General features: G+C 72.0%; 21 protein-coding genes and 1 tRNA gene. 12 read left to right on the top strand and 10 right to left on the bottom strand.

Going from position 1 to position 25,530, the window contains the following annotated elements:
• Positions 1–267: 267 nt before the first annotated feature.
• The gene (locus tag WME82_RS03335) at positions 268–1,179 is read right to left on the bottom strand and encodes a polyprenyl synthetase family protein (protein WP_438041645.1); all 912 of its coding nucleotides are present in this window, start codon (positions 1,177–1,179) and stop codon (positions 268–270) included.
• 98 nt (positions 1,180–1,277) lie between these two features.
• Between WME82_RS03335 and crtD the strand changes: the two genes are divergently transcribed.
• The 3 genes from crtD to WME82_RS03320 are packed head-to-tail and all read left to right on the top strand — an operon-like array spanning position 1,278 to position 4,224.
• Positions 1,278–2,855 carry a 1-hydroxycarotenoid 3,4-desaturase CrtD gene (crtD, locus tag WME82_RS03330; protein WP_438041644.1) on the top strand — a complete coding sequence of 526 codons (1,578 nt, stop codon included), beginning with the start codon at positions 1,278–1,280 and terminating at the stop codon, positions 2,853–2,855.
• The gene (locus WME82_RS03325) at positions 2,852–3,736 is read left to right on the top strand and encodes a carotenoid 1,2-hydratase (RefSeq protein ID WP_437914681.1); all 885 of its coding nucleotides are present in this window, start codon (positions 2,852–2,854) and stop codon (positions 3,734–3,736) included. The genes crtD and WME82_RS03325 overlap by 4 nt, the downstream gene beginning before the upstream one ends.
• The gene (locus WME82_RS03320; protein WP_438041643.1) at positions 3,733–4,224 is read left to right on the top strand and encodes a beta-carotene hydroxylase; all 492 of its coding nucleotides are present in this window, start codon (positions 3,733–3,735) and stop codon (positions 4,222–4,224) included. Before WME82_RS03325 ends, WME82_RS03320 begins: the two co-directional genes overlap by 4 nt.
• 5 nt (positions 4,225–4,229) lie before the next feature.
• On the opposite strand, the gene WME82_RS03315 is transcribed toward WME82_RS03320, so the two are convergent.
• The 3 genes from WME82_RS03315 to crtI are packed head-to-tail and all read right to left on the bottom strand — an operon-like array spanning position 4,230 to position 8,249.
• The gene (locus WME82_RS03315; RefSeq protein ID WP_438041642.1) at positions 4,230–5,708 is read right to left on the bottom strand and encodes a lycopene cyclase; all 1,479 of its coding nucleotides are present in this window, start codon (positions 5,706–5,708) and stop codon (positions 4,230–4,232) included.
• The gene (locus WME82_RS03310) at positions 5,705–6,661 is read right to left on the bottom strand and encodes a phytoene/squalene synthase family protein (RefSeq protein ID WP_438041641.1); all 957 of its coding nucleotides are present in this window, start codon (positions 6,659–6,661) and stop codon (positions 5,705–5,707) included. Before WME82_RS03310 ends, WME82_RS03315 begins: the two co-directional genes overlap by 4 nt.
• Positions 6,642–8,249 (bottom strand): phytoene desaturase family protein, encoded by a 1,608-nt coding sequence (crtI, locus tag WME82_RS03305; protein WP_438041640.1) that lies wholly within the window; start codon positions 8,247–8,249, stop codon positions 6,642–6,644. Before crtI ends, WME82_RS03310 begins: the two co-directional genes overlap by 20 nt.
• Positions 8,250–8,422: 173 nt before the next feature.
• Here crtI and WME82_RS03300 point away from each other — a divergent pair, with 173 nt between their 5' ends.
• Complete coding sequence (locus tag WME82_RS03300) at positions 8,423–9,337, top strand: MerR family transcriptional regulator (RefSeq protein ID WP_438041639.1); 915 nt, start codon at positions 8,423–8,425, stop codon at positions 9,335–9,337.
• Positions 9,338–9,371: 34 nt separating this feature from the next.
• Here WME82_RS03300 and WME82_RS03295 read toward each other — a convergent pair whose 3' ends face one another.
• Complete coding sequence (locus tag WME82_RS03295) at positions 9,372–9,953, bottom strand: YtfJ family protein (protein ID WP_438041638.1); 582 nt, start codon at positions 9,951–9,953, stop codon at positions 9,372–9,374.
• A 437-nt stretch (positions 9,954–10,390) separates the two neighbouring features.
• Here WME82_RS03295 and WME82_RS03290 point away from each other — a divergent pair, with 437 nt between their 5' ends.
• From WME82_RS03290 to WME82_RS03280, 3 genes are all read left to right on the top strand, one after another.
• Positions 10,391–10,855, top strand: coding sequence for an Hsp20/alpha crystallin family protein (locus WME82_RS03290; RefSeq protein ID WP_437863332.1), 465 nt, complete (start codon positions 10,391–10,393; stop codon positions 10,853–10,855).
• 89 nt (positions 10,856–10,944) lie between these two features.
• Positions 10,945–11,325 (top strand): Hsp20/alpha crystallin family protein, encoded by a 381-nt coding sequence (locus WME82_RS03285; RefSeq protein ID WP_044967738.1) that lies wholly within the window; start codon positions 10,945–10,947, stop codon positions 11,323–11,325.
• Between the two features lie 172 nt (positions 11,326–11,497).
• Entirely contained in the window at positions 11,498–11,767 is a 270-nt protein-coding gene (locus tag WME82_RS03280) for a hypothetical protein (RefSeq protein WP_438041637.1), read from the top strand.
• 115 nt (positions 11,768–11,882) lie between these two features.
• On the opposite strand, the gene WME82_RS03275 is transcribed toward WME82_RS03280, so the two are convergent.
• Complete coding sequence (locus WME82_RS03275) at positions 11,883–12,590, bottom strand: hypothetical protein (protein ID WP_438041636.1); 708 nt, start codon at positions 12,588–12,590, stop codon at positions 11,883–11,885.
• Positions 12,591–13,027: 437 nt separating this feature from the next.
• Here WME82_RS03275 and WME82_RS03270 point away from each other — a divergent pair, with 437 nt between their 5' ends.
• The 3 genes from WME82_RS03270 (at position 13,028) to WME82_RS03260 (ending at position 17,707) form a co-directional block, all read left to right on the top strand.
• The gene (locus tag WME82_RS03270) at positions 13,028–14,782 is read left to right on the top strand and encodes an adenylate/guanylate cyclase domain-containing protein (RefSeq protein ID WP_438041635.1); all 1,755 of its coding nucleotides are present in this window, start codon (positions 13,028–13,030) and stop codon (positions 14,780–14,782) included.
• A 134-nt stretch (positions 14,783–14,916) separates the two neighbouring features.
• The gene (locus tag WME82_RS03265; RefSeq protein ID WP_438041634.1) at positions 14,917–16,713 is read left to right on the top strand and encodes a glutamate--tRNA ligase; all 1,797 of its coding nucleotides are present in this window, start codon (positions 14,917–14,919) and stop codon (positions 16,711–16,713) included.
• Positions 16,714–16,780: 67 nt separating this feature from the next.
• Positions 16,781–17,707, top strand: a complete 927-nt coding sequence (locus WME82_RS03260) for a glutamate--tRNA ligase family protein (protein WP_438041633.1) — start codon at positions 16,781–16,783, stop codon at positions 17,705–17,707.
• 12 nt (positions 17,708–17,719) lie between these two features.
• On the opposite strand, the gene WME82_RS03255 is transcribed toward WME82_RS03260, so the two are convergent.
• On the bottom strand, positions 17,720–17,929 hold the full coding sequence (locus WME82_RS03255) for a hypothetical protein (protein ID WP_437549338.1): 210 nt from the start codon (positions 17,927–17,929) through the stop codon (positions 17,720–17,722).
• Positions 17,930–18,183: 254 nt separating this feature from the next.
• Here WME82_RS03255 and WME82_RS03250 point away from each other — a divergent pair, with 254 nt between their 5' ends.
• Together WME82_RS03250 and WME82_RS03245 are read left to right on the top strand one after the other, a co-directional pair.
• Complete coding sequence (locus tag WME82_RS03250) at positions 18,184–19,467, top strand: MFS transporter (RefSeq protein ID WP_438041632.1); 1,284 nt, start codon at positions 18,184–18,186, stop codon at positions 19,465–19,467.
• A 478-nt stretch (positions 19,468–19,945) separates the two neighbouring features.
• On the top strand, positions 19,946–20,584 hold the full coding sequence (locus WME82_RS03245) for a hypothetical protein (protein WP_437863177.1): 639 nt from the start codon (positions 19,946–19,948) through the stop codon (positions 20,582–20,584).
• A 102-nt stretch (positions 20,585–20,686) separates the two neighbouring features.
• On the opposite strand, the gene WME82_RS03240 is transcribed toward WME82_RS03245, so the two are convergent.
• The 3 genes from WME82_RS03240 to WME82_RS03230 all read right to left on the bottom strand — a co-directional run bounded on the left by WME82_RS03240 (position 20,687) and on the right by WME82_RS03230 (position 25,465).
• Positions 20,687–22,567: a protein kinase domain-containing protein gene (locus tag WME82_RS03240; RefSeq protein WP_438041631.1), complete on the bottom strand. Its 1,881-nt coding sequence runs from the start codon at positions 22,565–22,567 to the stop codon at positions 20,687–20,689.
• 108 nt (positions 22,568–22,675) lie between these two features.
• Positions 22,676–24,655, bottom strand: a complete 1,980-nt coding sequence (locus WME82_RS03235; RefSeq protein ID WP_438041630.1) for a globin family protein — start codon at positions 24,653–24,655, stop codon at positions 22,676–22,678.
• Positions 24,656–25,388: 733 nt separating this feature from the next.
• Positions 25,389–25,465 (bottom strand) — tRNA-Met (locus WME82_RS03230).
• Positions 25,466–25,530: the final 65 nt, after the last annotated feature.

The raw sequence follows: 25,530 nt of genomic DNA, 5'->3' as shown, positions 1-25,530 counted from the left end.
CGGCAGACGCGGAAAGGCCCGCCGAGGATGCCACCCCAAACCGCGTTCGTCGAGCCTGGGCGCAGCCTCACTATCGCGAGGCGACAGCGCATTAAGGCCCTCCCTGAATTTGCCTCACATAGGGTTCACATAGGGTTCACGTCGGCGTCGCGCGTTCCGTCCCGCGGCCCGCAAACAACCCAGCTCCACTCCCGATCATCAGTCTCAGACGTCCCCAGTCCCCCCGACGGCCGCCCCTCTCGGACGCACGTCAGGCCGCCCGAGCCGTTACATGGAGCTCACGGTCGGAAGCGCCGCCGAAGGCCCCCTGCAGACCCGGAGGAGCCTGTCCCCCAGGTCGACGGCCCACGACCGCACGTCGTCCGCCCGCGGGCACTGCGGCACCGCCTCGACCGCGTCCTGGATGAGCCGCTGCAGCAGCCGGGTCGTGCCGGAGAGCCCGAGCTCCAGCGCCGTGTTCGGGCGCCCGAGCGCCCCGTCGCGCCCCGCCGGCTTGCCCATGTCCTCCGGCTTCCCGACCAGGTCGAGCACGTCGTCCGCGACCTGGTACGCCTCGCCGATGCGCTGCCCGAGATCGCCCCAGGCGGCCCCGTCCTGGCCTGCGGAGAGCGCGCCGAGGGTCGCCGCCGCCTCGAAGAGCGCGCCTGTCTTCGCGCGCCGGTAGGCCGAGAGCGGGACCTTCGCCTCCGACTCCCACGCCTGCCCGGCGATGATCCCCTGCGGCATCCCGACGCCGCCCCCGAGCACCTCGAAGAACCGGACCGCCCTGCGCGCGTCGGTCACGCCGCTCGCCATCGCGTGGAAGGCGCCGCGCGCGAGCGCCTCGAAGGCGAGCACGATGAGCTGATCGCCGGCGAGCACCGCGATCGGCTCGCCGAAGGCCCGGTGGACCGACGGCCGGCCGCGCCGGATCGGCGCGTCGTCGAAGCAGGGGAGGTCGTCGTGGACCAGCGACGCGCAGTGGATGAGCTCCACCGCCGCCGCCGCCGCGTCGGCGGCCTCCGGCGCGGGATCGCCGTACGCCGAAGCGACGGCCAGGCAGAGCCGCGGCCGGACGCGGGCGCCTCCAGGGAAGACGGCGTGCTGCGTCGCGGCCAAGAGCCCGGGGGGCGACGCGGGCGAGGAGAGCGGCTCGATGGCGGCGAGGAGGACGCGCTCGATCCGGCGATCGAAATCCATGGGGGTCGAGTCTTGGCGAGCCTCAGGGGCTTGTCAATAGTTTGAACATTAGTTAAACAAAGTATAGACAAACTACCTCCGACGCGTACACTCCGACCATGGCGGACGGGAGAGATCGCGTCGTGGTGATCGGCGGGGGTATCGGCGGTCTGACCTCGGCCGCGCTCCTTGCTTCGAGCGGGCTCGACGTGGTGCTACTCGAGCGGGCGCCGCGCGTCGGCGGAAAGATACGCGAGGCGGTCCTCGGGGACCGCCGCGTCGACGTCGGCCCGACGGTGCTCACGATGCGGTGGGTCTTCGACGAGATCTTCGCGTCGCTCGGGCTCCGCTTCGGGGACCTCGTGCCGCTCCGCCGGGCCGAGACGCTCGCGCGCCACGCCTGGCCGGACGGCTCGACGCTCGACCTCTTCGCCGACGTCGAGCGCGCCGCGGACGCGATCGGCGCGCTCGCGGGGGCGCGGGAGGCGGACGGGTACCGCCGGTTCTGCCGGTACGCGCGCGAGATCTTCGACGTCGTCGAGGCGCCGTTCCTGCGCGCGGAGCGGCCCACGCTCAAGACGATCCTGAGCACGGCGGGCAACCTGGGCCTCGGCGGGATGATGAAGATCGACGGGCACCGCACCCTCCACCGCGCGCTCGGCGACTTCTTCACGGACGCGCGCCTCCTGCAGCTGTTCGGGCGTTATGCGACCTACTGCGGCTCGTCGCCGTACCTCGCGCCTGCGACGCTGAGCGTCATCGCGCACGTGGAGCGCGAGGGCCTCTGGCTCCCCGAGGGCGGCATGAGCCGCGTCGCCGAGGCGCTCGCCGCGGCGGCGGCCCGCGCCGGGGCGACGCTGCGCTGCGGCGCGCACGTCGCCGCCATCGAGGAGGGCCGCGGCCGCGCGACGGGCGTCGTGCTCGAGGGCGGCGAGCGCATCGAGGCCGACGCCATCGTGCTGAACGCCGACCCCGCGGCGCTGCGGGCCGGCCTGTTCGGCCAGCGCGCCGCCCGCAAGGCGCCGGGGAGCGAGCCGCGCTCGCTCTCGGCGGTCACCTGGGCGCTCGTGGCCGAGGCGAGCGGCTTCCCCCTCCTCCGGCACAACGTCTTCTTCTCCGGCGACTACGAGGCCGAGTTCCGCGCGCTGTTCGACCGCGCCGAGCTCCCGCGCGACGCCACGGTCTACGTCTGCGCCGAGGACCGCGGCGACGCGCCGGCGCACGAGCCCGGCGGGCCCGAGGCCGGGGCGCGCCCGGGCGCCGAGGGAGGCGGAGAGCGGCTGTTCTTCATCCTCAATGCCCCTGCGACCGGTGATAAACACACCCCCTCATCCACGGAGATCCACGAATGGGAGCAGCGCGTGTTCCAGCAACTGCAGCGGTTCGGCCTCTCGCTGAAGAGCACGGGCGCCTCCCCGGTGGCGACGACGCCGGCGGACTTCGAGCGGATGTTCCCGGCGACGGGAGGCGCGCTGTACGGGCCGGTGTCCCACGGGTGGAACTCGACCTTCGCGCGCCCGGCCTCGCGCTCGAAGCTCCCGGGCCTGTACTTCGCCGGCGGGAGCGCGCACCCCGGGGCGGGCGTGCCGATGGCGGCGCTGAGCGGACAGCTCGCGGCGCGGAGCGTGATGGAGGACCTCGCTTCGACCTCGAGATCCCGAGCGGCGGCTACGCCTGGTGGTACCTGGACGCGGTGAGCGACGACGGGCAGAGCGCGATCACGATCATCGCGATGCTCGGGAGCGTCTTCTCGCCCTACTACGCCAAGGCGCGATCGCGCGGCGCCGCAGACCCGCTCATGCACTGCGCGATGAACGTCGCGCTGTACGGCGCGCGCGCCGATCGCTGGGCGCTGACCGAGCGGCCGCGGGGCGCGCTCTCCAGGTCGCCGCGGTCGCTCGCCATCGGACCGAGCCTGATGGAGTGGTCCGGGGGTGAGCTCCGCGTCTCCTTCGACGAGATCACGGCGCCTCTGCCCTCCCGGCTCTCGGGGACGGTGCGCCTCCGCCCGTCCGTGCCCGGACCCGCGGCGGACGGCGCGCACGATGGCGTCGCCCTGGACGGGCGGGGGCTCCACCGCTGGACGCCCATCGCGCCGATCGCGCGGGCCGAGGTCGAGCTCGCGCACCCCTCGCTGCGCTTCTCCGGCAGCGCCTACCTCGACACGAACGCCGGCGACGAGCCGCTCGACCACGCCTTCGAGCGCTGGACCTGGTCGCGCGCGCTCGGCTCGGACGGGATCGCCCTCACCTACGACGTCCGGCGCCGCGACGGCACCCGCATGCTCCTCTCGCCCGCGTTCGACGCGGCGGGCGGCGCGCGCGAGCTCCCGCCGCTCGCCCCGCGGCCGCTCGGCGACACGCGCTGGGGCATGGCGCGGGAGATCGCCGCCGACCCGGGGTCCGCGCCGCGGCTCCTCCGCACCCTCGAGGACACGCCGTTCTACGCGCGCTCCCTCGCTGCCGCGACGTTCGGCGGCAAGCCGGCGACGGTCGTCCACGAGGCCCTCTCGCTCGACCGCTTCGCCAGCCCCTGGGTGCAGCTCCTCCTGCCGTTCCGCATGAGGAGGGCGCGATGACGCTCGCGATCTGGATCGGCACGGCGCTCGCCGCCTTCGCGATCATGGAGGTGTGGGCCGCGCTCCTCCACGGCAAGGTCTGGCACCACGCGCTCTGGCGCATCCACCGCTCCCACCACACGAAGCGGCGCGGCGCCTTCGAGCAGAACGACGCGCTCGCGTTCCTCCACGCCCCGATCGCCGCCGGGCTCATCATCTACGGCTGCGACGGCGCGCCCGGGCCGCTGCGCGAGGCCGCGTTCGGCTTCGGCCTCGGCATGACCGCCTTCGGCCTCGCCTACGTCCTGGTCCACGACGGGCTCGTCCACGGGCGGCTCCCGGTCTCGGGCCTCGCGCGCGTCCCGTACCTCGCGCGCGTCCGCGACGCGCACCGCGTCCACCACGGCACCGGCGGCCCGCCGTACGGCCTGTTCCTCGGGCCCCTCGTCCTCGCGCGGCGCGCCGCCGCGGGCGGCCGCGCCCAGCGCGCCGCGCAGCGGGCGCGGTAGAAGCTTCAGCGGGCGCGGTAGAGCTCCCTCGCGAGCCCCGCACCCCAGCGGCCGATGGCCCGGAGCGGCAGCGCGCTCACGACCTCGCGGTACACCTCGGGCCGCCGCGCCGCCGTCTCCCGCAAGAACCTCACGAAATCGGCCGGCTGCATCTCGTCGCGCAGCAGCCCCGCGTACGCGTCGTTGCCCATCGCGTGGAGCACGGCGAAGGCCGTGTTGAGGAGCGCGTTCATCTCCCCTGCCCTCGCCCCGCCGGCGGGCTTCGCCATCAGGGCCGCGAGCGCGCCGGTGCCCGAGTGCACCGGCGCGTCGCGCGCCGTGGCCAACGTGCGACGCGCGCCCGGCTCCCGGACCGCCCGCGCCAGATCGGCGGCCGTCGCCGCGAGCTCGCGCACGTTCGCGCCGAAGCCGCAGAACGTCAGCGGGGAGTGCCGCGCCGCCGCGTCCCCCACGAGCCGCACCCGGCGCCCCGGCGCGCGCGGCGCGGCCGACAGCCGCGACCAGCCGGGGATGAACCCGAACGTCGGGCGGACGAGGCGCGCGTCGCCCTCCTTGTAGCGCGAGAGGAGCCGGAAGAACCGCGCGTAGAGCGACAGGAGCGCGCCGGGCCCGACGTCCCCGGAGCGCGCGTAATAGAAGAGGTAGACCGTCGTCTCGCCCGGCCGCCCCGGGAACGCCTCCCAGAGGTGCTGCCTGCCCTCCTCGACGTCCTCCGTGGTGGCGAGGATCTCGCCGACGTCCGGCCGGATCCGCCGCTCCCCGTCGCCCTCCGAGAGCCCCGTGAGCACGCCGCCGACGGTCGGGCAGAGGAGGTCCGCGGTCGCGTAGGGGCTCGCCGCGCCGCGCGCGTCGACGAGGAGCCGCGCGGACAGCGCGCGCGGCGCGGCGCCCGGCTGCGCCTCGGCCACGGCGAGCGCGACCGCGTCCGGCCCCTCCGCGTGCCCGAGGAGCGCGTGCCCGTCGAGCAGCGTCACCCCCAGCGCCTCGGCCCGGGCCCGCGCCGCGGCGAGCAGCCCCGCCGCGTCGATGGCGTGGTCGAGCACGCCGCGCACCGGGTACGTCCCGCCGCCGTGCCAGCGGCAGAGCCCCTCGACGTAGCGGGCGATGACGAGCCGCTCGATCTCGTCCCTCGCGAAGATCCCCGACGCCGACAGCGCGGCCACCTCGGCCGTCCCGGCGTTCCACTCCCGGTGCGCGGCGCCGATCCGCGCCCTGTCGAGCACCGCGACGCGCAGCCCGGCCGACGCGAGCAGCGGCGCGAGCAGGAGCGACAGCCCGCCGCCCGCGACGACCACGTCGTAATCGGCGGTCGCGCCCCGATCCGGCGGCCGCGGCGAGGGTCCCGGCCGAGGCGCCGGGGCGGCCCGCACCGCGTCGAGGTGCTCGAGGCGCGCGAGCAGCGCCTCGCCGCCCGCCTCGCGCACGCGCCCCCGCGCCGCGTCGATCTCCCGCGCGGCTGAGCCCGGCGCGCCGCCGGCGCTCATCGCGCCGCCTCCAGGAGGAAGCGGACCTCGTCGAGCGGCGGCGCCGCGCCGTGCTCGCGGGCCTCCGCGGGCGCGACGGACCTGCCGACCAGCGCCCGCAGCACGAGCCACGCCTTGCGGCCCGGCGACACCACGGCGCGCGTCGACACCGAGTCGAAGCCGCGGCGCGCGATGACCTGCCCGATGTCGGCGTAGATGAGCCGCGCCGCCTGGATCGCGGGGCGGCAGTCGCGCGGCAGCATCGGGATGCCGGCGCCCGCGCGGAGGTAGAGCACCTCCGCCTCGGCGAGCAGCCGCGCCACGAGCCGCCCCAGCCGGTCGTCGAACACCGGCCGCGCGAGCCACCCGTCCGGCGCGATCCCGGCCTCCCGCATCCAGGCGAGCGGCAGGTAGATCCGCCCGCGCCGCGCGTCCTCGCCGACGTCGCGCGCGATGTTCGTGAGCTGCATGGCGACGCCCAGGTCGCACGCCCGCGCGAGCGCGTCGGGCCCCCGCGCCCCCATGAGCGTCGACATCGTCGCGCCCACGGTGCCCGCGACGCGCGCCGCGTAGGCGTTCAGGTCCGAGAGCGTCTCGTAGCGGCGCCCCTCCGCGTCCCACGCGAACCCCTCGAGCAGCGCCTCGATGAACGCGCGCGGCAGCCCGTGCTCCGCCATCACGTGCGCGAGCGCGCGATCGACCGGGCTGTCGTCCGGCCTGCCCGCCGCGGCGCGCGCGAGCCGCTCCCGCAGCGTCGCGACCGCGGCCGCGGCCGCGGACGGCGGCGCGTGCTCCCCGAGCTCGTCGACCGCGTCGTCGGCGACCCTGCAGAACGCGTAGAACGCCGCCGCCGGCTCCCTCACGCGCGCGGGCAGGAGGAGCGCCGCCGCGGCGAAGCTCTTCGACCCCTTGCGCAGCAGGTCCCTGCACGCGGCGAAGTCCGCCGCCGACGCCTCAGGCGAGCTTCGATGCATCCGGGACCACCCTATCCAGCACGCGGGCCGACGAGAGCACCCCGGGCAGACCGGCGCCCGGGTGCGTGCCTGCCCCGACGAGGTAGAGGCGCTCGACGTCCTCACTCGCGTTGTGGGGCCGGAAGAAGGCGCTCTGCGCGAGCACCGGCTCCGGCCCGAACGCCGCGCCCCGGAACGACAGCAGCCGGTCCTGGAAGTCCTGCGGCGTGAGGAGCCGCGAGCTCGCGAGCGCGCCCTCGAGCCCCGGCAGGATCGTCGCCTCGAGCAGCGCCGAGATGGAGCGCCGGTACCGCTCCTGGGCCGTGGGCCAGTGGGTGCCGCTGAGCAGGTTCGGCACCGGGGACAGCACGTAGAACGCGTCGCAGCCGGGCGGGGCGAGGGCCGGATCGGTCGCGGTCGGGCGGTGCAGGTACAGGCTGAAGTCGTCGGCGAGCACGTGCTTCTCGAAGATGTCCTCGAGCAGCGGCCTGTACCGCGGGCCGAGGAGGATCGTGTGGTGAGCGACGTCCGGGTACTGCCGGCGCGTGCCGAAGTACCACACGAAGAGGCTCATCGAGTAGCGCTGCCGCTCGATGCGCCGGTCGGTCCAGCGCTTCCGCGCCTCGGGGGGCACGAGGTACCGGTAGGTCCACGCCGAGTCCGCGTTCGAGACGACGACGTCGGCGGCGAGCCGCTCCCCCGACGCGAGCTCCACGCCCCGGGCGCGGCCGCCCTCCACGGAGATGCGCCGCACCTCGGCGCCGCACCGCACGGAGCCGCCGAGCCCCTCGATGAGCGACACGAGCCCCTTCACCAGCGCGCCCGTGCCGCCGATCGGGAAGTGGACGCCCCAGTTGCGCTCGAGGAACGCGATCAGGCTGTAGATCGAGGTCGTCGAGAACGGGTTCCCGCCCACGAGCAGCGGGTGGAAGCTCAGCACCTGGCGCAGGCGGTCGTCCTTCACGTGCTTCGCGACGAGGCCGTACACCGTGCGATAGCTCTCGAGCCGCACCATGTCCGGCACGATGCGCGCCATGTCCAACCACGACCCGAACGGCACGTGCGCGAGCTCCTCGAACCCGACGCGGAAGATCGCCTCGCTCCGCCGGACGAAGCGCTCGTACCCCTCGACGTCCCCGGGTGAGAGGCGCGCGACCTCGGCGCGCATCGCGGCGGCGTCGCCCGTGTAGTCGAACGTCGCGCCGTCGTGGAACCGGATCCGGTAGAACGGCGTCACGGGCCGCATGTCGATGTCGTCGGCCATGTTCCGGCCGCAGAGCTGCCAGAGCTCTTCCAGGAGGAACGGCGCCGTGATGACGGTCGGCCCCGCGTCGAAGGTGAACCCGTCCTGGCGGTGGACGTACGCGCGCCCGCCCGGCTGGTCGAGCTTCTCGACCACCGTGACGTCGTAGCCCCGCACCCCGAGCCGCACGGCCGCCGCGAGGCCCCCGAAGCCGCTGCCGATCACGACGGCGCGCGGCGCGCGCGCTCCACGGAGGACGCCGGGCGCGCGCGCCGCTCGCGGGGGAGCGGCCACCTCGTCGCCCGGCGAGGCGTCGGGCCTCGCCGGATGCGCCGGATCCTGCGCCGAAGCGCTGGTGTTTTGCATGACGCGCAGTATAATGTTTGTCCTAGCCTTTGACAAAGGCGAATGACCAAGGTGAAAGACGTCGGCAGGAGGGGGTCTTTCTGGGCCTCGCTGCCCGCCGTTCCGATGCATCCCGGTGCGCCGGGCCGGCGCGGACGGCCGCGGCTCGGCGGGTCCTAGCAAGGTTTATCCAGTTGAGCCGCTACAGAATCCATGTCGTCTCGGAGATGTGTGGCGTGTCCTCGGCGACGCTGCGCGCGTGGGAGCGCCGTTATGGCGTGCCGTCCCCTGCGCGCACGGCGTCGGCGTATCGCCTGTACAGCGACGACGATGTGGCGGTGATCAAGAAGATGCGCGACCACGTGAACGGCGGGATCGCCGCGGCCGAGGCGGCGCGCATGGTGCTCGAGGCGGCGGGGCCGCGCGTGCCGGTGGGCACGAGCGGCGGCGACGCGTTCGCCGGGGCGAGCGAGCGCATCGTCGACGCCGCGGTCCGGTTCGATCCTGACGGCCTCGAGGCCGAGGTGAACCGGGCCCTCTCGCTCGGCCCGGCGGTGACGATCTTCGAGCGCGCGCTCGGCCCGGCGCTCGAGCGCATCGGCGATCTCTGGCACGCAGGGAAGATCACGGTCGCGCAGGAGCACCTCACCTCGCAGGTCCTCGGCGCGACGCTGCTGCACCTCTTGCGGCTCGCGCAGCCTGGCGAGAGCGGGCGGCGCGTGCTGCTCGCGGCCTTCGCCGACGAGGATCACGTGCTCGGGCTGTTCGGCATCGGCCTGCGCTTCTGCTCGTGGGGCTTCCGCTCCGTCGTGCTCGGCGCGAGGACGCCGCCCGCCGCGATCGCGCGGGCGGTCGAGGCGCTCGCGCCGGACCTCGTCGCGCTGACGGTCGCGATCCCACCGCTCCCGCCGTCGGCGCGCGAGCTCATCGACGCCTACGCGGACGCGTGCCGTGGCGTGCCGTGGATCGTGGGCGGCGCGGGCGCCGGGGCGCTCCGGTCCTTCATCGAGGCGCGCGGCGGCCTCGTGGCGGCCGCGGAGGCGGCGGAGATCCGCGCGCAGGTCGAGTCCGCGCTGCACGCGCGGCGGCGCCGCAGGGACGGGCGCTGAGCGCGCGCCCCGCCGGCCGGGGCGTTCGCTGCGGTCAGCCCTCGACTTCCTTGCGGAGCAGATCGAGGACCCTGCTCTGCGACTCCGGCTTGAGGGCGCCTTCGGCCGCGAAGAGCACGTGGCCGTTCTTGCCGACAACGACGACGTTGCTGACGCCGCGGCGGAGCTTGTAGGCCGCGCGGAAGGAGCCGTCCCAGTCGCAATAGATGGTCCCGCCGACCTTCCTCGACTCCTCCCGGATGGCGTCCTTCACGAAGCCTCTCGCCGGCCAGAAGTCGTAGGAGCTGACGTCGGCGATCGCGGCGACGGCGATGCCTCGCCGGTAGCGGTCGCCCTTCGTGAGCTTCGCCAGCGCGTCCTTGAGCGCCTGGTTCTGGGTCTTCGAGTCCTTGTCCTCGTAGACGATGAGGATCGGCTTGCCTTGAAGCGCCTTGAGCTGGAGCGCGCGGCCGTCCGCGTCCTCGACGCGCGCGTTCGGCGCCCGGTCCCCCTCCGAGGGCAGCGCCAGCGCGGCGCCCGAGATCAGCGCCAGGGACAGCGCCGCCGCGGAGGAGACCGAGCGAAGGCGGGCGACAAGGACGCCGCGGCGGCGGGAGGCGGACGGGCAGGGCTGCATGTCCGGGTTTCTAGCGCTTTCCGGGATGCGCTCCCAGGGATGTTCGAGGTGTTCGAGGCGGCAGGCTCCACCGGGCGCCTGCGTGGCTGGCTCCGTCGATTGCCTGCGCTGGCGTGGCTCGGCCTGCAGGGCGGTGGCCGGCGGGAGGCGCATGGAGCTGCTCCGGGGAGCCGGAGAGGTCGCGCTCGCCCGCCTTTCCCTTCGCTCTGACGAGCCCGGTCGCCATCGCCACTCCCGCCGATCTGCCTCGGGGGGACGACGGCGCGCCGTGCTCTTGACACCCCACGTGCCGTGCAAAGATTGGGCGGTGCGAAGAGACCGGCTCTCGGAGCCAAGGTCCCGTAACGCTACAACAAATCGGCCGTCGCGAGCAGGTTGACGGCGCCGCGGGCGGAGCCCCGGCGCGCGCCGCGCGCGGCGGTCATGGAGGATTGACCATGCTGCACCGAACCACGGATTTCGATCGCGCGTTTGCCATGATGGATGAGCTTCGCCGGCGCCTCGATTGGGTCTTCGAGGAGGCGGACGCGCCCCGCGCGTCGCTCCGCGGCGACTTCGACCAGACGTCCCGGTACGTGGGGGGTCCGCGCGTCTACCTGTTCGACACGGGGAGCGCCCTTGTCGTCAAGGCCGATGTTCCGGGTCTGACGGAGAAGGATGTCCAGATCTCGCTGAATCAGGACGTCCTGACGGTGAGCGGCGAGCGCAAGTCGGATGCGCCGGAGGGCTACCTCGTCCACCGCAGGGAGCGGGGCGCGGTGCGCTTCAGCCGGAGCTTCACGCTGCCGAGCAAGGTCGATCCGGAGAAGACGACCGCGGTCCTGAAGAACGGCGTGCTGACGCTCACGCTGAACAAGGCCGCCGAGGCGCAGCCGCGTCAGATCGCGGTGACGGCTCGCTGAGGGACCTGAGAGCTGGAGAGCGAACGAAGAGGAGAGCGACGATCCTGCGATGAGCGGATCTGGAGTGTACAGAGGAAGGAGCGATGAACATGAGCACCGATCGAAGCTTGACCCACCGTGCCGAGAGCAACCCCGAGAAGATCCAGCAGCGCCCCGCCGTGGCGCCGGCGGTCGACATCTACGAGAGCGCCGAGGAGCTCCTGGTCGTGGCGGATCTCCCGGGCGTGACGCAGGATCGCCTGGCGGTCCGCGTGGAGAAGGGGGAGCTCACGTTCGAGGGCCGGCGGACCGAGGCGGCCGAGCGGGAGCAGGGCGTCGAAGGCCTGCCGGACTTCCGCCGCAGCTTCGTCGTCCCGCAGGGCATCGATTCCGAGAAGATCTCCGCGGATCTCCGGGCGGGCGTCCTGCGGATCCACCTGCCGAAGAGCGCGTCGCTCAAGCCGCGTCAGATCCCGATCAGCGCGAGCTGAGGCGGTGTGCCAGGTGTCGAGGCACCGTGTCGCCGATCACCGACGGCCCCCTCCGGGGCGGCGTCGGGGCGGCGCGCGGTGCCTTTCGCGTGCTCCGGGGCGCCCTCGGCCGAGGAGCCCTGTCCTGGCGGCGCGGGTTTCGGCTACGGTTCCCGCGTGCCTCTCCTGCGCCATGCCCTGCCCGCGTTCGCGTCGACCGGCGCCGGGCACGCAGACCTGCGGCGCGGATGGGCGATGGGGGGACTGCGAGGAGCAGGTGCTCCCGGGCGAGGAGGACTGCAACGAGAGGGGCGATGAGGACTGCGACGGCGTGGGGTGCAGCGACGTCGCGTGGGCCAAGATGTTTGGCGTGGGTCCCTTCCAGTGGGCAACATCGGTGGCGATCGGCCCGAAAGGGGATCGTACCGCACTGGCCGGTATCTACCGAGGGGAGATCAACTGAGCTGGGATATACCTTTTCATGGCGTCGCGTTCGACAGCGAGAGTGAGCTCGGACGAGCGCTACGCTGCAACGCAAGGCTGTAGCGTGCGAACGCTGATGGATGACGCGCGCAGGCTCAGGGCAACGCCGCATTGTTGCCGAGGAGCGTCAGCGTCCAGTTCGCGTCCTCACCGCACACGGTCTCTCCGGTGTGACGCACCTCGATGATGAACCAGATGTCGTCCTCCGGGCCCCAGCGGTCATTCCAGGTCACGTAAAACGACTCGGGCGTACCCTGCCCTCTCACGCCGGACGCGAAGCAATCCGGTGCATCAACCTCAGGCTCCCCTTGGTAGACGATCAAATCGAAGTTCATCCCTGGCGGGGAGGTGAGCGTGGCACGGAAATGCTCGTCGCTACCCTCGTCCTCCTCGTCATCGATCTTGATCTTGAACCACTTCGACGTGGCCCCTGTCTCTGTCAACGAATCAGCGCCGACGTCGCCAGAGATCCAACCAAGATCCTCTGCTCCAAGGCAGGTGTTCGGCGCACCCAAGTCGCACTCGGCCGCCTCTCCTCCACCGCCGCCCTCGCCCCCACCGCCTTCGTTGCTCTCGCCTTCGCCTCCGTCGCCGCCGGCCCCGGTGGAGCCGACGCTCACGCTCGAGCTAGAACTCGAGCTCGCGGACAGGTCTCCCCCTCCGGCGCCGCCATCACCGCCGAGTCCGCCTCCGCCGGCCTGCTCCTCGTAATAGCCGGGCAGCAGATCGTCGGTGCCGTTGGCGCACGCGGCGAGGGTGAGAAGGACCGCAGGAATGACAAGCAGCCGGCCGGGCGTGTGCATTGCACGCATTCTATCTGCTCTCGCGACAGCGGTCCAAGGAAGCCACGAGGCAACGTGAGATACCGTAGCGTCGTTCATCACCGCCGGAAACGGCGACAACCGTTCAAGTTGTTTTCATTACTACGGACCTGAATTTCCGCGAATATCGATGAGGACTCGGCCCGAAACGACGGGCGGGAACGTCCACGATACACATCTGGAACTCGATGCCTCGCGTGCCGCCATAGAACGAGAATGAAACCGCGCCGCCTGGCCCGCCCCGGGGACCCCTCGACGCGAGCGCGGCCCGGACCGGGCCAGGGGCACCGCCGCACCCCGCCGCCGCGCCCCCTCCCCCGCCCGCCGCGGGCCCGCGCCGTCCCGGCTGGCGCCGGCGCGCTTCCGCGCCGTCCCGCATTTCGATAGTCTCGGCGCCGCTGAAGCCCGCCCTCGACGCCTTGCTCTCACTGCGCGCGAAGACGCTGCTGGCGATCGCCGCCACGCTGCTCGGGCTCAGCTTTGCCTTGTACGGCGTGTCCTCGAGGGCGCTCCTCGCCAACTCGATGGCCGCCGAGGCGCAGGACACCCGCCGTACCGTGCAGGTGGCGCTCAACCTCTTCCGCCAGGCCAGCAGCGACTTCAACGCGCGCTGGACCGACTGGAGCCAGTGGGATGACGCCTACGCGTTCGTGCAGGACGGCAATCAAGAGTTCGTTCGCTCGAACCTCGTCGCCCAGCTCTTCGACATCGCCCGGATCGATCTCGCGGTCTTCGCCGGCGCCGACGGAACGCCGGTGTACAGCACCGGCTACGAGCACGCCACGAAGAGCTGGGCCCCCCTGCCGCGCGGCATCGCGGAGCGGCTCCGCGTCGGCGATCTCCTCTTCGGGCGGGACGCGCCCGGCAGCGCCGTCCGAGGCGGCATCGTCCTCCTCCCGGACGGGCCGATGCTCCTCTGCTCCCAGCCGAGCGTCGGTAGCTCCGGCCGCGGACCGGTCGCCGGCACCGTCACGTTCGGGCGCTTCTTGACCGACGCCGAGATCAAGCGCCTCACCGAGCCCGCCGGCCTCTCGCTCGCCGTGCACCGCCTCGACGATCCCCAGCTGCCCGGCGACTTCCGCGAGGCGCGCGCCGCCCTGTCCGACCGCGACCCGATCCTCGTCCACCCGCTCGGCAGCGACCGGATCGCCGGATACACCGTGCTCAACGACATCGACGGCAAGCCGGCGCTGCTCGTGCGCGTGGACAACGACCGGGCCATCCTCAGGATGGGCCATGACACGTTGCGTTATCTCGTGCTCGTGACCGTGGTCGTGGGCCTGGTCTTCGGCGGCGTGACGCTGCTGCTCCTGGAGAAGCTGGTGCTGTACCGGCTCGCCCGCCTCAGCCGGGAGGTCACGGAGATCGGCGGCGTCGGCGACCTCTCGGCGCGGGTCGCGATGCCGGGCACCGACGAGCTGTCGCGCCTCACCGGCTCGATCAATGGCATGCTGTCGGCCCTGGAGGCGAACGCGCGGCGGCAGAGCCAGCAGAAGGCGGCGCTCGAGCAGGCGAAGGCGGCGGCCGAGCGAGCTCATGAGCGCTCGGACCGGCTCCTCCTCAACATCCTGCCGAGGACGATCGCCGATCAGCTGAAGGAGCACGAGCAGCTCATCGCCGAGCACTTCGAGGAGGTGACCGTCCTCTTCGCGGACATCGCGGGCTTCACCCCGCTCGCCGCGCGGCTCCCTCCGGCGGAGCTCGTCGGCCTGCTCAACCGGATGTTCTCCTCGTTCGATCAGCTCGCCGAGCAGCACGGCCTGGAGAAGATCAAGACCATAGGAGACGCCTATATGGTCGTCGGCGGGCTGCCGGCGCAGCGCCCCGATCACGCGAGGGCCATCGCGCGGATGGCGATCGCCATGACGCACACCGTGCGCCAGTTCGTCGGCGACGACGGCGAGCCGTTCCAGCTCAGGATCGGCATCAACACCGGGCCTGTCATCGCCGGCGTGATCGGCAAGAAGAAGTTCAGCTACGATCTCTGGGGCGACGCGGTGAACGTGGCGAGCCGCATGGAGTCGAGCGGAGAGCCCGGCCGGATCCAGGTGAGCGAGGCGAGCTATTCCCTGCTCGCGCGAGATTTCCTCCTCGAGGAGCGGGGCCTCGTGGCGATCAAGGGCAAGGGCGCGATGAAGACCTATTGGCTCATCGGCGAGAACACACCGCAGTAGCGCGGCGCGCCGGCGCTCGTTAGCCCGCGATTGACAGGCCCCCGGCCGATTGACGGGGCCCCGGCCGATTGACAAGGCCAGGCGGGCGTGCAATGGCTGCCCGCCCGATGTCAGACCAGGAGCGACGCGCCCTCATGGACAAGCAGGCCCCGAACGAGACGACGCTTCCCGTCACCGTCCGCGAACCGGGCCCCGGAGAGGACCGCGACGAGCTCGTGCGCCTCCTCTTCGGCGACGCCGCGGCGTCGGCCAGGCGGCCCGAGGAGTACGAGGCGCGTTATCCCCGGCGCGCGCTGCCCAAAGGCGCGATGGTCACCCGCTACGCGCCGAGCCCGACCGGGTTCATGCACATTGGCGGCATCTTCGTGTCGCTCATCAACAAGCGGCTGTCGCTCCAGAGCGAGGGCGTCTTCTACCTCCGCCTCGAGGACACCGACGTGAAGCGCGCCATCCCCGGCGCGCTCGACACCATCGTCGACTCCCTCGCGCGCTTCGATCTCTCCCCTCAGGAGGGCGTGCTCCGCGCGCCGGCGAAGGACGGAGACGCGTCGTCGCGAGGCGAGTTCGTGCAGCAGGGCAGCTACGGCCCCTATATCCAGACCGAGCGGGTCGAGATCTACAGGGATTACGCGATCGATCTCATCCGCCGCGGCTTCGCCTACCCCTGCTTCTGCACGGTCGAGGAGCTCGACGCCATCCGGCAGGAGCAGATGGCCCTCACGGTGAAGCCCGGGGTCCACGGCCGGTGGGCGAAGTGGCGCGACGCGCCGCTCGCCCGGGTGAAGGAGGCGCTCGCGGGCGGCACCCCGTTCGTGCTCCGGCTGCGCGCGCCGGACGACGTCTCCGGCCGCGTCGAGTGGAAGGACGGCGTGAAGGGCGTCATCTCGATGCCCGTCAACGATCTCGACACCATCCTCCTCAAGTCGGACGGCATCCCGACGTACCACTTCGCCCACGCGATCGACGATCACCTGATGCGCACGACGCACGTGATCCGAGGCGACGAGTGGATCTCGTCGATGCCGCTCCACCTGCAGCTCTTCCGCACGCTCGGCTTCAGGCCGGTCGAGTACGCCCACGTCCCGCCGATCCAGAAGCTCGATCGCGTGGAAGAGGTCGACCCGGAGACGGGCGAGACGAAGGTCTCGGACGCGCGGCGCAAGCTGAGCAAGCGCAAGGACCCCGAGGCGAACATCGCGTATTACCGGGAGATCGGCGTCCCCGAGACAGGCACCATCGAGTACCTCCTCAACATCGCCAACTCCGCGTTCGAGGACTGGCGCAAGGCGAACCCCGACAAGCCCTATTCCGCCTTCCCCCTCAAGCTCAACAAGCTCGCCCCCGGCGGCGCGCTGAGCGACATGGTGAAGCTGAAGAGCGTGAGCCAGGCGGTCGTGAGCCGGATGAGCGCCGAGGAGGTCTATACCCAGGGCCTCGACTGGGCCAGGGAGCACGACAAGGAGCTCGCCGCGCTGATGGAGCGAGATCCGGAGTACACGAAGCGCGCGCTCGGCATCGAGCGCGGCGGCAAGAAGTCGAACAAGCGCATCACCACCTGGCCCGACCTGCGGGCCCAGCTCTTCTTCTTCTACGACGAGCTCTACGACCGCGTCGACGCGCTCGATTTCCCCGAGAACGTCCCGGAGGGCGATCGCCAGCCGCTCCTCCGGCAGATGCTCGACACGTTCGACCCGGCCGACTCGAAGGAGGCGTGGTTCGAGAAGATCCGGCAGATCGCGGTGGCCTCGGGCTACGCAGGCGAGGTGAAGCAGTACAAGGCCTCTCCCGAGTCGTGGAAGGGCCATGTCGGCGACGTCTCGATGCTCCTCCGGGTCGCGGTCTGCGGGACGAGGAACAGCCCTGATCTGACCGAGGTCATGGCGGTGCTGGGCGAGCCGCGCGTGCGGGCGCGCATCGCGCGCTTCCTCTGAGGCGCGGCGTGACGAGCCCGCGGGCCGCGCGACGAGGGCGCGGCCGGCAGCGGCAGGAGGAAGAGCGATGAGCGAGGTGTGCCGGTTCGCCCCGTCGACCACCGGGCCCGCCCACCTCGGCACGCTCGCCGCGGCGCTGCTCTCCTGGCTGGACGCGCGGTCGCGGGGCGCGCGGCTGGTCCTCCGGCTGGAGGACCTCGATCCCGACCGCTGCCGGCCCGAGTTCGCGCGCGCGATCGAGGAGGATCTCGCGTGGCTCGGGCTCGATTTCGACGAGCGCGTCGAGCAGCACGCGCGGAGGGCGCACCACGAGGCGGCGATGGACCGGCTCGAGGCGCTCGGCGCGCTGTACCCCTGCTCCGCGACGCGCGAGGAGGTGCGCGCGATCGGCCGGCGCGCCCCGGACGGCGGCTTCGCCTACGACAACCGCGCGCGCGGCCGCGCGCTGCCGCCCGGCGGGTGGCGCGCGAGCGTGGAGCCGATCCGGGCGCAGCTGCCGGACGGCGTGTTCCGGCCCCTGGACGAGGGCGGGCTCGACCTGTCGCAGGAGCCCGCCCTCGCGATGGGCGATCCCGTGGTTCGCCGGCGCGACGGCGCCTTCTCCTACCAGCTGGCGGTGGTGGTCGACGACGGCGCGGCGGGCGTCACGCGCGTCGTCCGGGGGCGCGACATCGCGCCGAGCACCGCGACGCAGGCGGCGCTCCAGGCGCTGCTCGGGCTGCCAGCGCCGGTCTACCGGCACCACCTGCTCCTCCTGGAGGAGCGCGGCGGCAAGCTGGCGAAGACGCACGGCGCGGCGCGCGGGGCGGCGCTCGCCCGGAGCGCGCCCGCGCTCACCGGCGCGCTCGCCTGCTGCGTCGGCCTGCGGGATCGCCCCGATCCGTGCACGCCGACGGACCTGCTCCGCGAGTTCGACTGGTCGCGCATCGCGACCGCAGACCGCGTCGTGAGCCTCCGCGACGGCTCGCTCACGCTGACGGCGAGCGGGCCCTGAGCGGCGCGTGGATCAGGCGGGCAGCGGCGAGACGGCGCGTCCCAGCATCGGGAGCCACGTGAGGATCGCGTTCGGCCGCGGGAAATCGTCGTCGTCGTCGTCGTCGCGCCGGCCATCACGCCCACGGCGGGAGCGGCTGCCAAACAGCGTCCAGGCGCGCCACGCCTGCTCGGCGAGGTCGCGCGCCCGTCCCGACGAAGTGTCATGTCCAAGGAGCATCATGTGTGGCTGCCGCTTACCACAGGTCCAAGTCGGCGCGCCAGTGTTCCACGCCGAGGCCACGTGAACGTGACCGTCCCGATGACCGGCCGTGGTGCCCGGACCGTCCCTGCTCTCCCTCACAGTGCCCGGGATGCAACCCCTCCACGGCGCGCGGGGTGCAGCGACCTGGCGCTCGATCTCCCGGCCCGTAACCGCAGCATCGCAGCCTGGCGACCCTCGCTGGAATGCGCCATGAACGTCGCCCGGACTCGTTCATGGCCACCGCCCCCGCCGCCCTGAAGCCGTCGTCGCCCTTCGCCGCCTTCACATCGCGCGATTTTTGCGTTTACGCGGCGGCCCGCCTTCTGGCCACGGTGGCCTACCAGATGCAATCGGTCGCCGTGGGGTATCAGATCTACGACCTCACGCGAGATCCGCTCGCGCTCGGTTATGTGGGGCTCGCCCAGTTCCTCCCTGTCGCGGGCCTGTCCCTCGCGTCGGGGCACGCGGCGGATCGCTTCGATCGGCGGCGGATCCTCGTCCTTTGCTACCTCACCTCGGCGCTCGCGGCGCTCGCGCTCTTCTTCCTCGCGCGCTCGCCGAGCCCGAATTTGCCGGCGATTTACGGGGTCCTCGTGCTCCTCGGCACGGTGCGCGCCTTCCAGGGGCCGGCCGGCTCGGCGCTCCTGCCCACGCTCGTGCCGACGGAGCACTTCCAGAACGCGGTGACGTGGCAATCGACGCTCTGGCAGGTCGGCGCCATCGGCGGGCCGAGCCTGGGCGGGCTGCTCTACGCGCTCTGGAAGGCGCCTGCGCCCGTCTACCTGAGCGCGAGCCTCGCGCTCGCCGCGGCGTGCGCCGGGCCCCTGGCCGTGCGGGCGCCCGCCGGCCGCCTGGAGAGGAAGCCGCCGTCGCTCGCCACGGCGCTCGCCGGGCTGCGCTACGTCTACCGGAAGAAGGTCCTCCTCGCGTCGATCTCGCTCGACTTCGCGGCCGTCTTCCTGGGCGGCGCGGTCGCGCTGCTGCCCATCTACGCGACCGACGTGCTCGGGGTCGGCCCGCAGGGGTTCGGCTTCCTGCGCGCCGCGCCGGCCGTCGGGGCCGGGCTCATGGCCGTGGTCCTCGCCTTCCGGCCCATCACGCGGCGCGCCGGGCCGAGGATGCTCCTCTGCGTCGGGCTCTTCGGGCTCGCCGCGGTGGTGTTCGGCCTGTCGCGGAGCTTCCCCCTCTCGCTCGTCGCGCTCACCGTGATGGGCGCCGCCGACATGGTGAGCGTCGTCGTGCGGATGACCCTGGAGCAGCTCGCCACGCCGCCCGAGATGCGCGGCCGCGTGAGCGCGGTCAACATGGTGTTCGTCGGCGCCTCGAACGAGCTCGGAGAGCTCGAGTCGGGCACCCTCGCGAGGCTCATCGGGACGGTGCCCACCGTGGTGTTCGGCGGCCTCGGGACGATCGCGGTCGTGCTGCTCTGGGCATGGCTGTTCCCCGAGCTGCGCGCGGTCGACCGGCTCGAAGACACGCGCGCGACCTCCGAAGAAGACGCCGCCGAGAAGGCCTGACGCGCGCCTCGCGTCGAGCGCGCGCGCAGCACATCACCGCTCCCAGCCCGGTGAGGGCCAGTCGCTCTCTCGAGGACTGGAGAGGGCCACTCCATTCGTGAGCCCCGCGGCGAGAGCGCGAGACAACTCGGCGCGAATTTAACCGGGAGCACACCCGCAATCTCGCGAAACCGAGCGCAACGAGCGCAACGAGCGCAACGAGCGCAACGAGCGCAACAAACGTAACTGAACACAACCGAACACAAATCCAGTGCGAGCCAGTGCGAGCCAGTGCGAAATCGATTGCGCACCACGTACGACGCACCGCTTCCCAGGTCATTCGCAATTTGACGAGGACGTTATAATGCACACTGAGCGGCACGCCATCATACAACGGACGACGACAATCCCAGCCAGGCTGTCCGAATTGCTTGACACAGAGGTAGCCCATGACCTTACATGTCTTATGGATACGATTATCGCGTGGGCTGTTGGTATCATGATGACATGGGCCCCGCCTGGGAAGAGCTTCATCAAGGACGCGGTCGAGACGCCCGAGGAAGGCCGCGCGCGCTACCACGAGATCGCGCGCGCGGCGGCGAAGGTTGCCTATGATCCCGCATTGAAGCCGCTCTTCGGCGGCCCGCGCGGTCGAGCCGAGACGATGGCGCTGCTCTTATCGATCGCGTATTTCGAGAGCGGTTACCGTCGCGACGTGGACCTCGGGCTCGGGAAGCTCGCGCGCGGCTCGGGGCTCGACTCCTGTCTGCTCCAGGTCCGCGTCGGCGCCGGCAAGACCCGGGAGGGGTGGTCGCACGAGGATCTCGTCGGGGATCGAGAGAAATGCTTTCGCGCGGGACTCGCGCTGATCAAGGGATCCTTCGGGGCATGCCGCAAGCAGGAGCCGCGCGACCGGCTCAGCGCATACACGCGCGGCAGGTGCATCGACAACGACAAGCATTCGAGGGCGCGTATTGGACGCGCGCTGAACGTGCCGCGCGCGCCGATGACGGACGCGGCGGTGCTCGCCGCAATGCCCGGGCGCGCCCCCCTCCCCGCCGCGCCGCCGAGCGCGCCGTCCGCGACCGGAGCGGCCAGGACGGTCGCACCAGTCGGAACCGCCGGAAACGACAGCTAACGCGGCGAGGAATGAGGGGGATTGGCCAGCGCGCGAGCGCGTTGTGATCGCCCCGCGCACGACCGCTCCGGCCGCGCCTGACGACCCGCTGGAGGCGCGCGCTCAGCCCCGGATCAGGTTCGTGGCCGCCTCGGCGGTGAGGTAGCTCTTGCTCTTCATTCCCAGGCGGATCGACGACAGGCTCACGTCCGTCTCGCCCTGGAGCGCTGCGATCGTCAGCGCGTTGTGGCAGTAGATGTTGATGAGCTTCGGGCTACCGCCGCTCCTCGCGTGCAGCAGCTGCTGCGACGCGAGGTCCATCTGGAGCCCCCGCCTGCTCCCTCCGACCGAGCACATCCTGAAGTCGATGTATTCGATCATCTCCTGCTGGGTCATGCCGGGCAAGAGGAGCGACTGAGCGCCGGAGTAGAGCTCGCGCGGCACGCCGTTCGAGGCGAGGGTCGCGGGGAGATCGGGGGCGCCCACCAGGATCATCGAGAGCTTGCCCGCCGGGGCGCAGCGCAGGATGTCATGGAGCTCCATCAGGAGATCGTGATCCTCCGGATCGACGCCGTCGACGACGAGCACCGCGATCGCGTCCGACCCGGCGCGGAGGAGCGCTTGCCCGAGGAACGCGTCGACGAGGAACTGCTGGCTCAGCGTCGGTGTGATGGCCGTCGCCCCCACCTGCCTGCACAGCGACACGAGCGGCCGCGTCCCGAAGAGCAGCTGCGGCTCGACCGAGAAGACATGGATCCGCGGGACCTTGTTCTTGATCATCTCACAGACGAAGGTCCGGCCGCTCCCCGGCTCGCCCACGAGGATCGCCGGGCGCTGCCCGGCCACGATCTGCGACGCCAGCGTCCTCAGGATCCAGGCATAAGGGCCTGCGTCCCAGAAGAAGCTCGGCTGCCGGATGTCGCTGAACGGATAGCCGGTCAGCCCGAAATGATCACGGTAGCTGTACTGGCCGGTGAAGTGCCCGACGGCGGTCGAGCTGTTCACCAGGATCGTGCCCGTCGGCGTCGCGAGCGGGCCCCTCGGCGGCGCTGGGAGCTCGCTTATCCTCGTATCGGAGAGATCCACGGGCGAGCCGAGCAGCGCGCTCTTCGGCTCCGCCATCTCTCGCGGCCTGACGCTGCTGCGCCGGAGCATCAGCATGTCCTCGAGGAACGCCACGATGTGCCCGGCCGACGGCCGCTCCTGAGGCCTCTTCGCCATGCAGCGGCGCAAGAGCTCCGCGAGGAGCGGGTCGATGTCCGGCATCGCCAGCTTCGGATCCGGGACGGGCGCGTGGCAATGCGCCTGGAAGCAGCCAGCGAGATCCCGCGCCGAGAAGGGCGTCCTGCCCACGAGCAGGTGGTAGAACGTGCAGCCGAGGCTGTAGATGTCCGACGGAGGCGCGATGTCCTGCCCGGTCCATTGCTCCGGGCTCATGTAGAACGGCGTGCCCTCCAGCGTACGGGCGGCGCTGCCGCCGAGCGGACCGCTCTCCGGATGGGACGCCAGGCCGAAGTCGGCGATCTTGAGCGTCCCCGACGCATTGAGGAGGAGGTTGGCGGGCTTGACGTCGCGGTGGGAGATGCCGAACGACGCCGCGAGCTCGAGCGCCGCCGCGGCCTCGCGCATCTTCTCGATCCCGAACTGCTCCGGCAGGCGGCCGCCGTGCTGCTTGGCCGCCTGCGCCATGGTGAGGCCGTGGACGTACTCCATGGCGATGTAGCGGACGTCCTCGTCCTCGCCGACCTGGAAGATCTGCACCACGTTCGGGTGGAGGAGGCGCGCCGCCGCGCGCGCCTCGCGCAGGAAGCGGTCGCGCCGCTCGGGATCGGTGTCCGCGCTCCCCTTCGCGATCAGCTTCACCGCGACGTCGCGCTGGAGCACGCTGTCCCTGGCCAGGTACACGGCGCCCATCGCGCCGATGCCGAGCAGCTGGATCAGCTGGAAGGGTCCCAGCCACTGTCCCGCCAGGTGGGTCAGCGTACTCGCAGGCTCCGCGATCATCGGACTCTCATTCCCATCTTGCCATCAAACCCGTGCGCTCGCCGGGCGAATGCGTCGGCTTCCAGTCCACGACCCGCTCACGATCCGCTCACGACCCGCACGAGGAGCTCACAGCTGCCCCGCGCCGGGCCCCGCGTCGCTCCGCGCCCGACCCCGCCCCAGGATGTGTCCCATCGTGAACGCGGAGAGGACGAGGACCGTGACGATGATCGGCACGGCGTAGGTCGCGAGGGAAGCGATGTTGGGCACGGCGCCCGCGCCGGCCGCGGCGCCCACGCCCGCCGCAGCCTTGTCGGCGCCACCCACCGTCATCAGGATGGCCGTGGCCATCGAGGCGGCGATCGAGAGCAGGGCGATCGCGAGCCCCGCAGCGAGGCCGCTCGGGCCAGTCGGCTCCAGCACGACGGGCGCCGCGACCGTCGGCGACGTAATCCCGGGCGAGGAGACCGGGACCGTCACCAGCGGACCGTCCAGCTTGACGTGGACGTTGACGACCATGTCCTGGCCCGCCCACGGGATGACGAGCCCCTGCGGGCTCGCGCTCGCGACGGCAGGGGGCGCTGCGGATGCCGGGCGCGCCGCCGCCCGGGACTCCTCGTGGTGGATACCGCTGGTCATCATGGCCTCATGGGCAGGGTTGGTCTGGTAGTGCAGCGTGTCGGCGTCCTCGTCGAGCGGGCCCGGGCGCCTCTTCGCCGGCATCACCTCCGTGACGCTCGACGGCGCCGGCGCGCGCTGCTCCGAGAGGGGCGGCCGCTGCGCGGGCGCCCGCTCCCGCGCGGGCGCGGCGTCGGCCTTGCGACCGCCCCCGCTCGCGACGTGATCTGCGGCCGCCTTCTTCATGACGTCCGCGATCACGCCGTAGACCTCGGTCCATGCCGACTCGACGTCGCGCGTGAAGCCGTCGCCCAGCCCTTCGCGCAGCGTCCAGAGCAGCGCCTCGCCCACCACGTCGTAATGCCGATCGACGACCATGTAGCCGTGGTGCCGCACGCCGAGCGCCTGGAGCACCGGCACGAGCCTGCCCAGGTTGTTCAGCCCATCGACGGCCACGGCGAGCGTCTGCATGAGCTTCTTCTTCTGCTCGGCCATGTCGTTCTTGAACAGCGGCCGCACCGACGGTTCGAGCTCGAAGAGGCGGTCGTAGAAGAGCGCCGCCGCGGCGTCCGAGATGGGCATCACCTTCGCCCACGATCGCTGCACGAGCTCGATGGTGCGCAGGCTGATCGGCGCGCCCGCGGGCGCCGCGGCGGGCGCGGGCGGCGGCGGGTCGCCCTGCCAGGGCGGCACGACCCCGACGAGCGTCCGCGAGGCCTTGGTCGACGAGGGCGGCGGCACCGACTTCGGCATCTGCACCGACGGTTCCGCGGGCGCCGAGCGCTGCGCCGGTTGCGAGGAGCCGATCCGCGGGGCCTCCCTCCCGGCCGGCGCCGGCGAGGGGTGCGCCTGCGCGCCGCCCACGGCCGCGTGGGCGGCGGCGGCCTTCTTCATGACGTCCGAGACCACGCCGTAGACCTCTTTCCACGCGGACTCGACGTCGGCCGAGAAGGAGTCGCCGAGCCCTTCGCGCAGCGTCCAGAGCAGCGCCTCGCCCACCACGTCGTAATGCCGATCGACGACCATATAGCCCTGGTGCCGGACGCCGAGGGCCTGGAGCACCGGCACGAGCTTGGGCAGGTTGTTCAGCCCATCGACGGCCACGGAGAGCGTCTGCATGAGCTTCTTCTTCTGCTCGGCGATATCGTTCTTGAACAGCGGCCGCACCGACGGTTCGAGCGTGAACAGCCGCTCATAGAACAGCGCCGCCGCGGCGTCCGAGATGGGCATCACCTTCGCCCAGGACCACTGCACGAGCTCGATGGTGCGCTGGCTCAGGAGCTCCGGCGGCTGCGCGCTGCGCGCCTTGTTGAGGAACTCGGGCGCGCCGTAGGCCCCCGGCCCTCGCTGGGTGGCAGGCCCCGCAGAGGGCAACGCACGCGCCGCGGGCGCGGGCGCGGGCGCGCTGCGTTGCGGCTTGGCAGCATCCCCCGGCGTCGCGGCGCCGCGCGTGTTGGTCGAGGGTGCGAAGGGATCGTTCGGTTTGGCCATCGTGGTTGTCCGCTGGAGGTTACCGGGAATGCGCCGGTGGGGTGCGCGCCGCGGCGCGCGTGTTCAGAGCACAGGAGCCGCCTCTATCGCCATCCTACATCACGGGGCCGGCGCCTGCCTACGGCGCGGCGAGAGGGCTGCGCCGCCGGCGCGAGACGCCGGTGGAAGCGCGCGCCATGTCCACCAACGCCCGACCAAGGCGCAACGAACGCACGACGAACGCGCGCAGATCGCGGCGACCTCGCCGGGGGCGCGGCTGCGCGACGAGCGGACCGAGGCCGCGGATGTGGCGCTGGCGAACCGCACCTGCACCGGCCCCGTAGCGCTGCGCACTTCCCGAGCGACACCGCCGACGGACAGGGCATCGGAGCGGCAGCGCGCCGGAGCCGCAGAGAGCGATTGAGTTCACGCCGTCGACGCTCGATGTTCCAGAAGGGGTGTGCCCCTCATCGCCCCTGCGCTCGAGCCGCTCCGCGCCGCCGCGCTCCGATGGAACGACTGGGACCCAGGGCGCGCGAGGCCGCCGGGACGACCAGGACCTCTCCCGAGAGGCACACACCAAGCGAGCAGGCAAAGCGCGCGACGAGCGACGCTCGCCTGAAGGGACCGGACGGCGGGATCGCTCAGACCGCCTCTCCGGTCTCACGCTCGGCGTCAGCAGACAGACCCTGAAAACGAAAAACGCGAGGTGGCCTTTCCGGCCAATCCTCGCGTCCTCTTGCTACTTGGGTCGTGGTTGCGCGGGCGGGATTTGAACCCACGACCTTCGGGTTATGAGCCCGACGAGCTACCAGGCTGCTCCACCGCGCGAGAGGGAATCTACTCACGGCCTCGCTCCGGTCAAGGATTCTCTCACGGCCCGGTGTCGATTGTGT

This window comes from Sorangium sp. So ce128, assembly GCF_051525245.1.
Classification (GTDB): Bacteria; Myxococcota_A; Polyangia; order Polyangiales; family Polyangiaceae; genus Sorangium; species Sorangium cellulosum_B.
Note: the sequence above shows the minus strand (reverse complement) of the source record. Positions and strands in the feature narration are given on the sequence as shown.

What these genes read in the sequence shown, in the direction of transcription:
- WME82_RS03335 (WP_438041645.1), bottom strand. Translation starts at nt 1,179, where the DNA reads ATGGATTTCGATCGCCGGATCGAGCGCGTCCTCCTCGCCGCCATCGAG.
- crtD (WP_438041644.1), top strand. Translation starts at nt 1,278, where the DNA reads ATGGCGGACGGGAGAGATCGCGTCGTGGTGATCGGCGGGGGTATCGGC.
- WME82_RS03320 (WP_438041643.1), top strand. Translation starts at nt 3,733, where the DNA reads ATGACGCTCGCGATCTGGATCGGCACGGCGCTCGCCGCCTTCGCGATC.
- WME82_RS03315 (WP_438041642.1), bottom strand. Translation starts at nt 5,708, where the DNA reads ATGAGCGCCGGCGGCGCGCCGGGCTCAGCCGCGCGGGAGATCGACGCG.
- WME82_RS03310 (WP_438041641.1), bottom strand. Translation starts at nt 6,661, where the DNA reads ATGCATCGAAGCTCGCCTGAGGCGTCGGCGGCGGACTTCGCCGCGTGC.
- crtI (WP_438041640.1), bottom strand. Translation starts at nt 8,249, where the DNA reads ATGCAAAACACCAGCGCTTCGGCGCAGGATCCGGCGCATCCGGCGAGG.
- WME82_RS03295 (WP_438041638.1), bottom strand. Translation starts at nt 9,953, where the DNA reads ATGCAGCCCTGCCCGTCCGCCTCCCGCCGCCGCGGCGTCCTTGTCGCC.
- WME82_RS03290 (WP_437863332.1), top strand. Translation starts at nt 10,391, where the DNA reads ATGCTGCACCGAACCACGGATTTCGATCGCGCGTTTGCCATGATGGAT.
- WME82_RS03285 (WP_044967738.1), top strand. Translation starts at nt 10,945, where the DNA reads ATGAGCACCGATCGAAGCTTGACCCACCGTGCCGAGAGCAACCCCGAG.
- WME82_RS03280 (WP_438041637.1), top strand. Translation starts at nt 11,498, where the DNA reads ATGCCCTGCCCGCGTTCGCGTCGACCGGCGCCGGGCACGCAGACCTGC.
- WME82_RS03275 (WP_438041636.1), bottom strand. Translation starts at nt 12,590, where the DNA reads ATGCACACGCCCGGCCGGCTGCTTGTCATTCCTGCGGTCCTTCTCACC.
- WME82_RS03265 (WP_438041634.1), top strand. Translation starts at nt 14,917, where the DNA reads ATGGACAAGCAGGCCCCGAACGAGACGACGCTTCCCGTCACCGTCCGC.
- WME82_RS03260 (WP_438041633.1), top strand. Translation starts at nt 16,781, where the DNA reads ATGAGCGAGGTGTGCCGGTTCGCCCCGTCGACCACCGGGCCCGCCCAC.
- WME82_RS03255 (WP_437549338.1), bottom strand. Translation starts at nt 17,929, where the DNA reads ATGATGCTCCTTGGACATGACACTTCGTCGGGACGGGCGCGCGACCTC.
- WME82_RS03250 (WP_438041632.1), top strand. Translation starts at nt 18,184, where the DNA reads ATGGCCACCGCCCCCGCCGCCCTGAAGCCGTCGTCGCCCTTCGCCGCC.
- WME82_RS03245 (WP_437863177.1), top strand. Translation starts at nt 19,946, where the DNA reads ATGATGACATGGGCCCCGCCTGGGAAGAGCTTCATCAAGGACGCGGTC.
- WME82_RS03240 (WP_438041631.1), bottom strand. Translation starts at nt 22,567, where the DNA reads ATGATCGCGGAGCCTGCGAGTACGCTGACCCACCTGGCGGGACAGTGG.
- WME82_RS03235 (WP_438041630.1), bottom strand. Translation starts at nt 24,655, where the DNA reads ATGGCCAAACCGAACGATCCCTTCGCACCCTCGACCAACACGCGCGGC.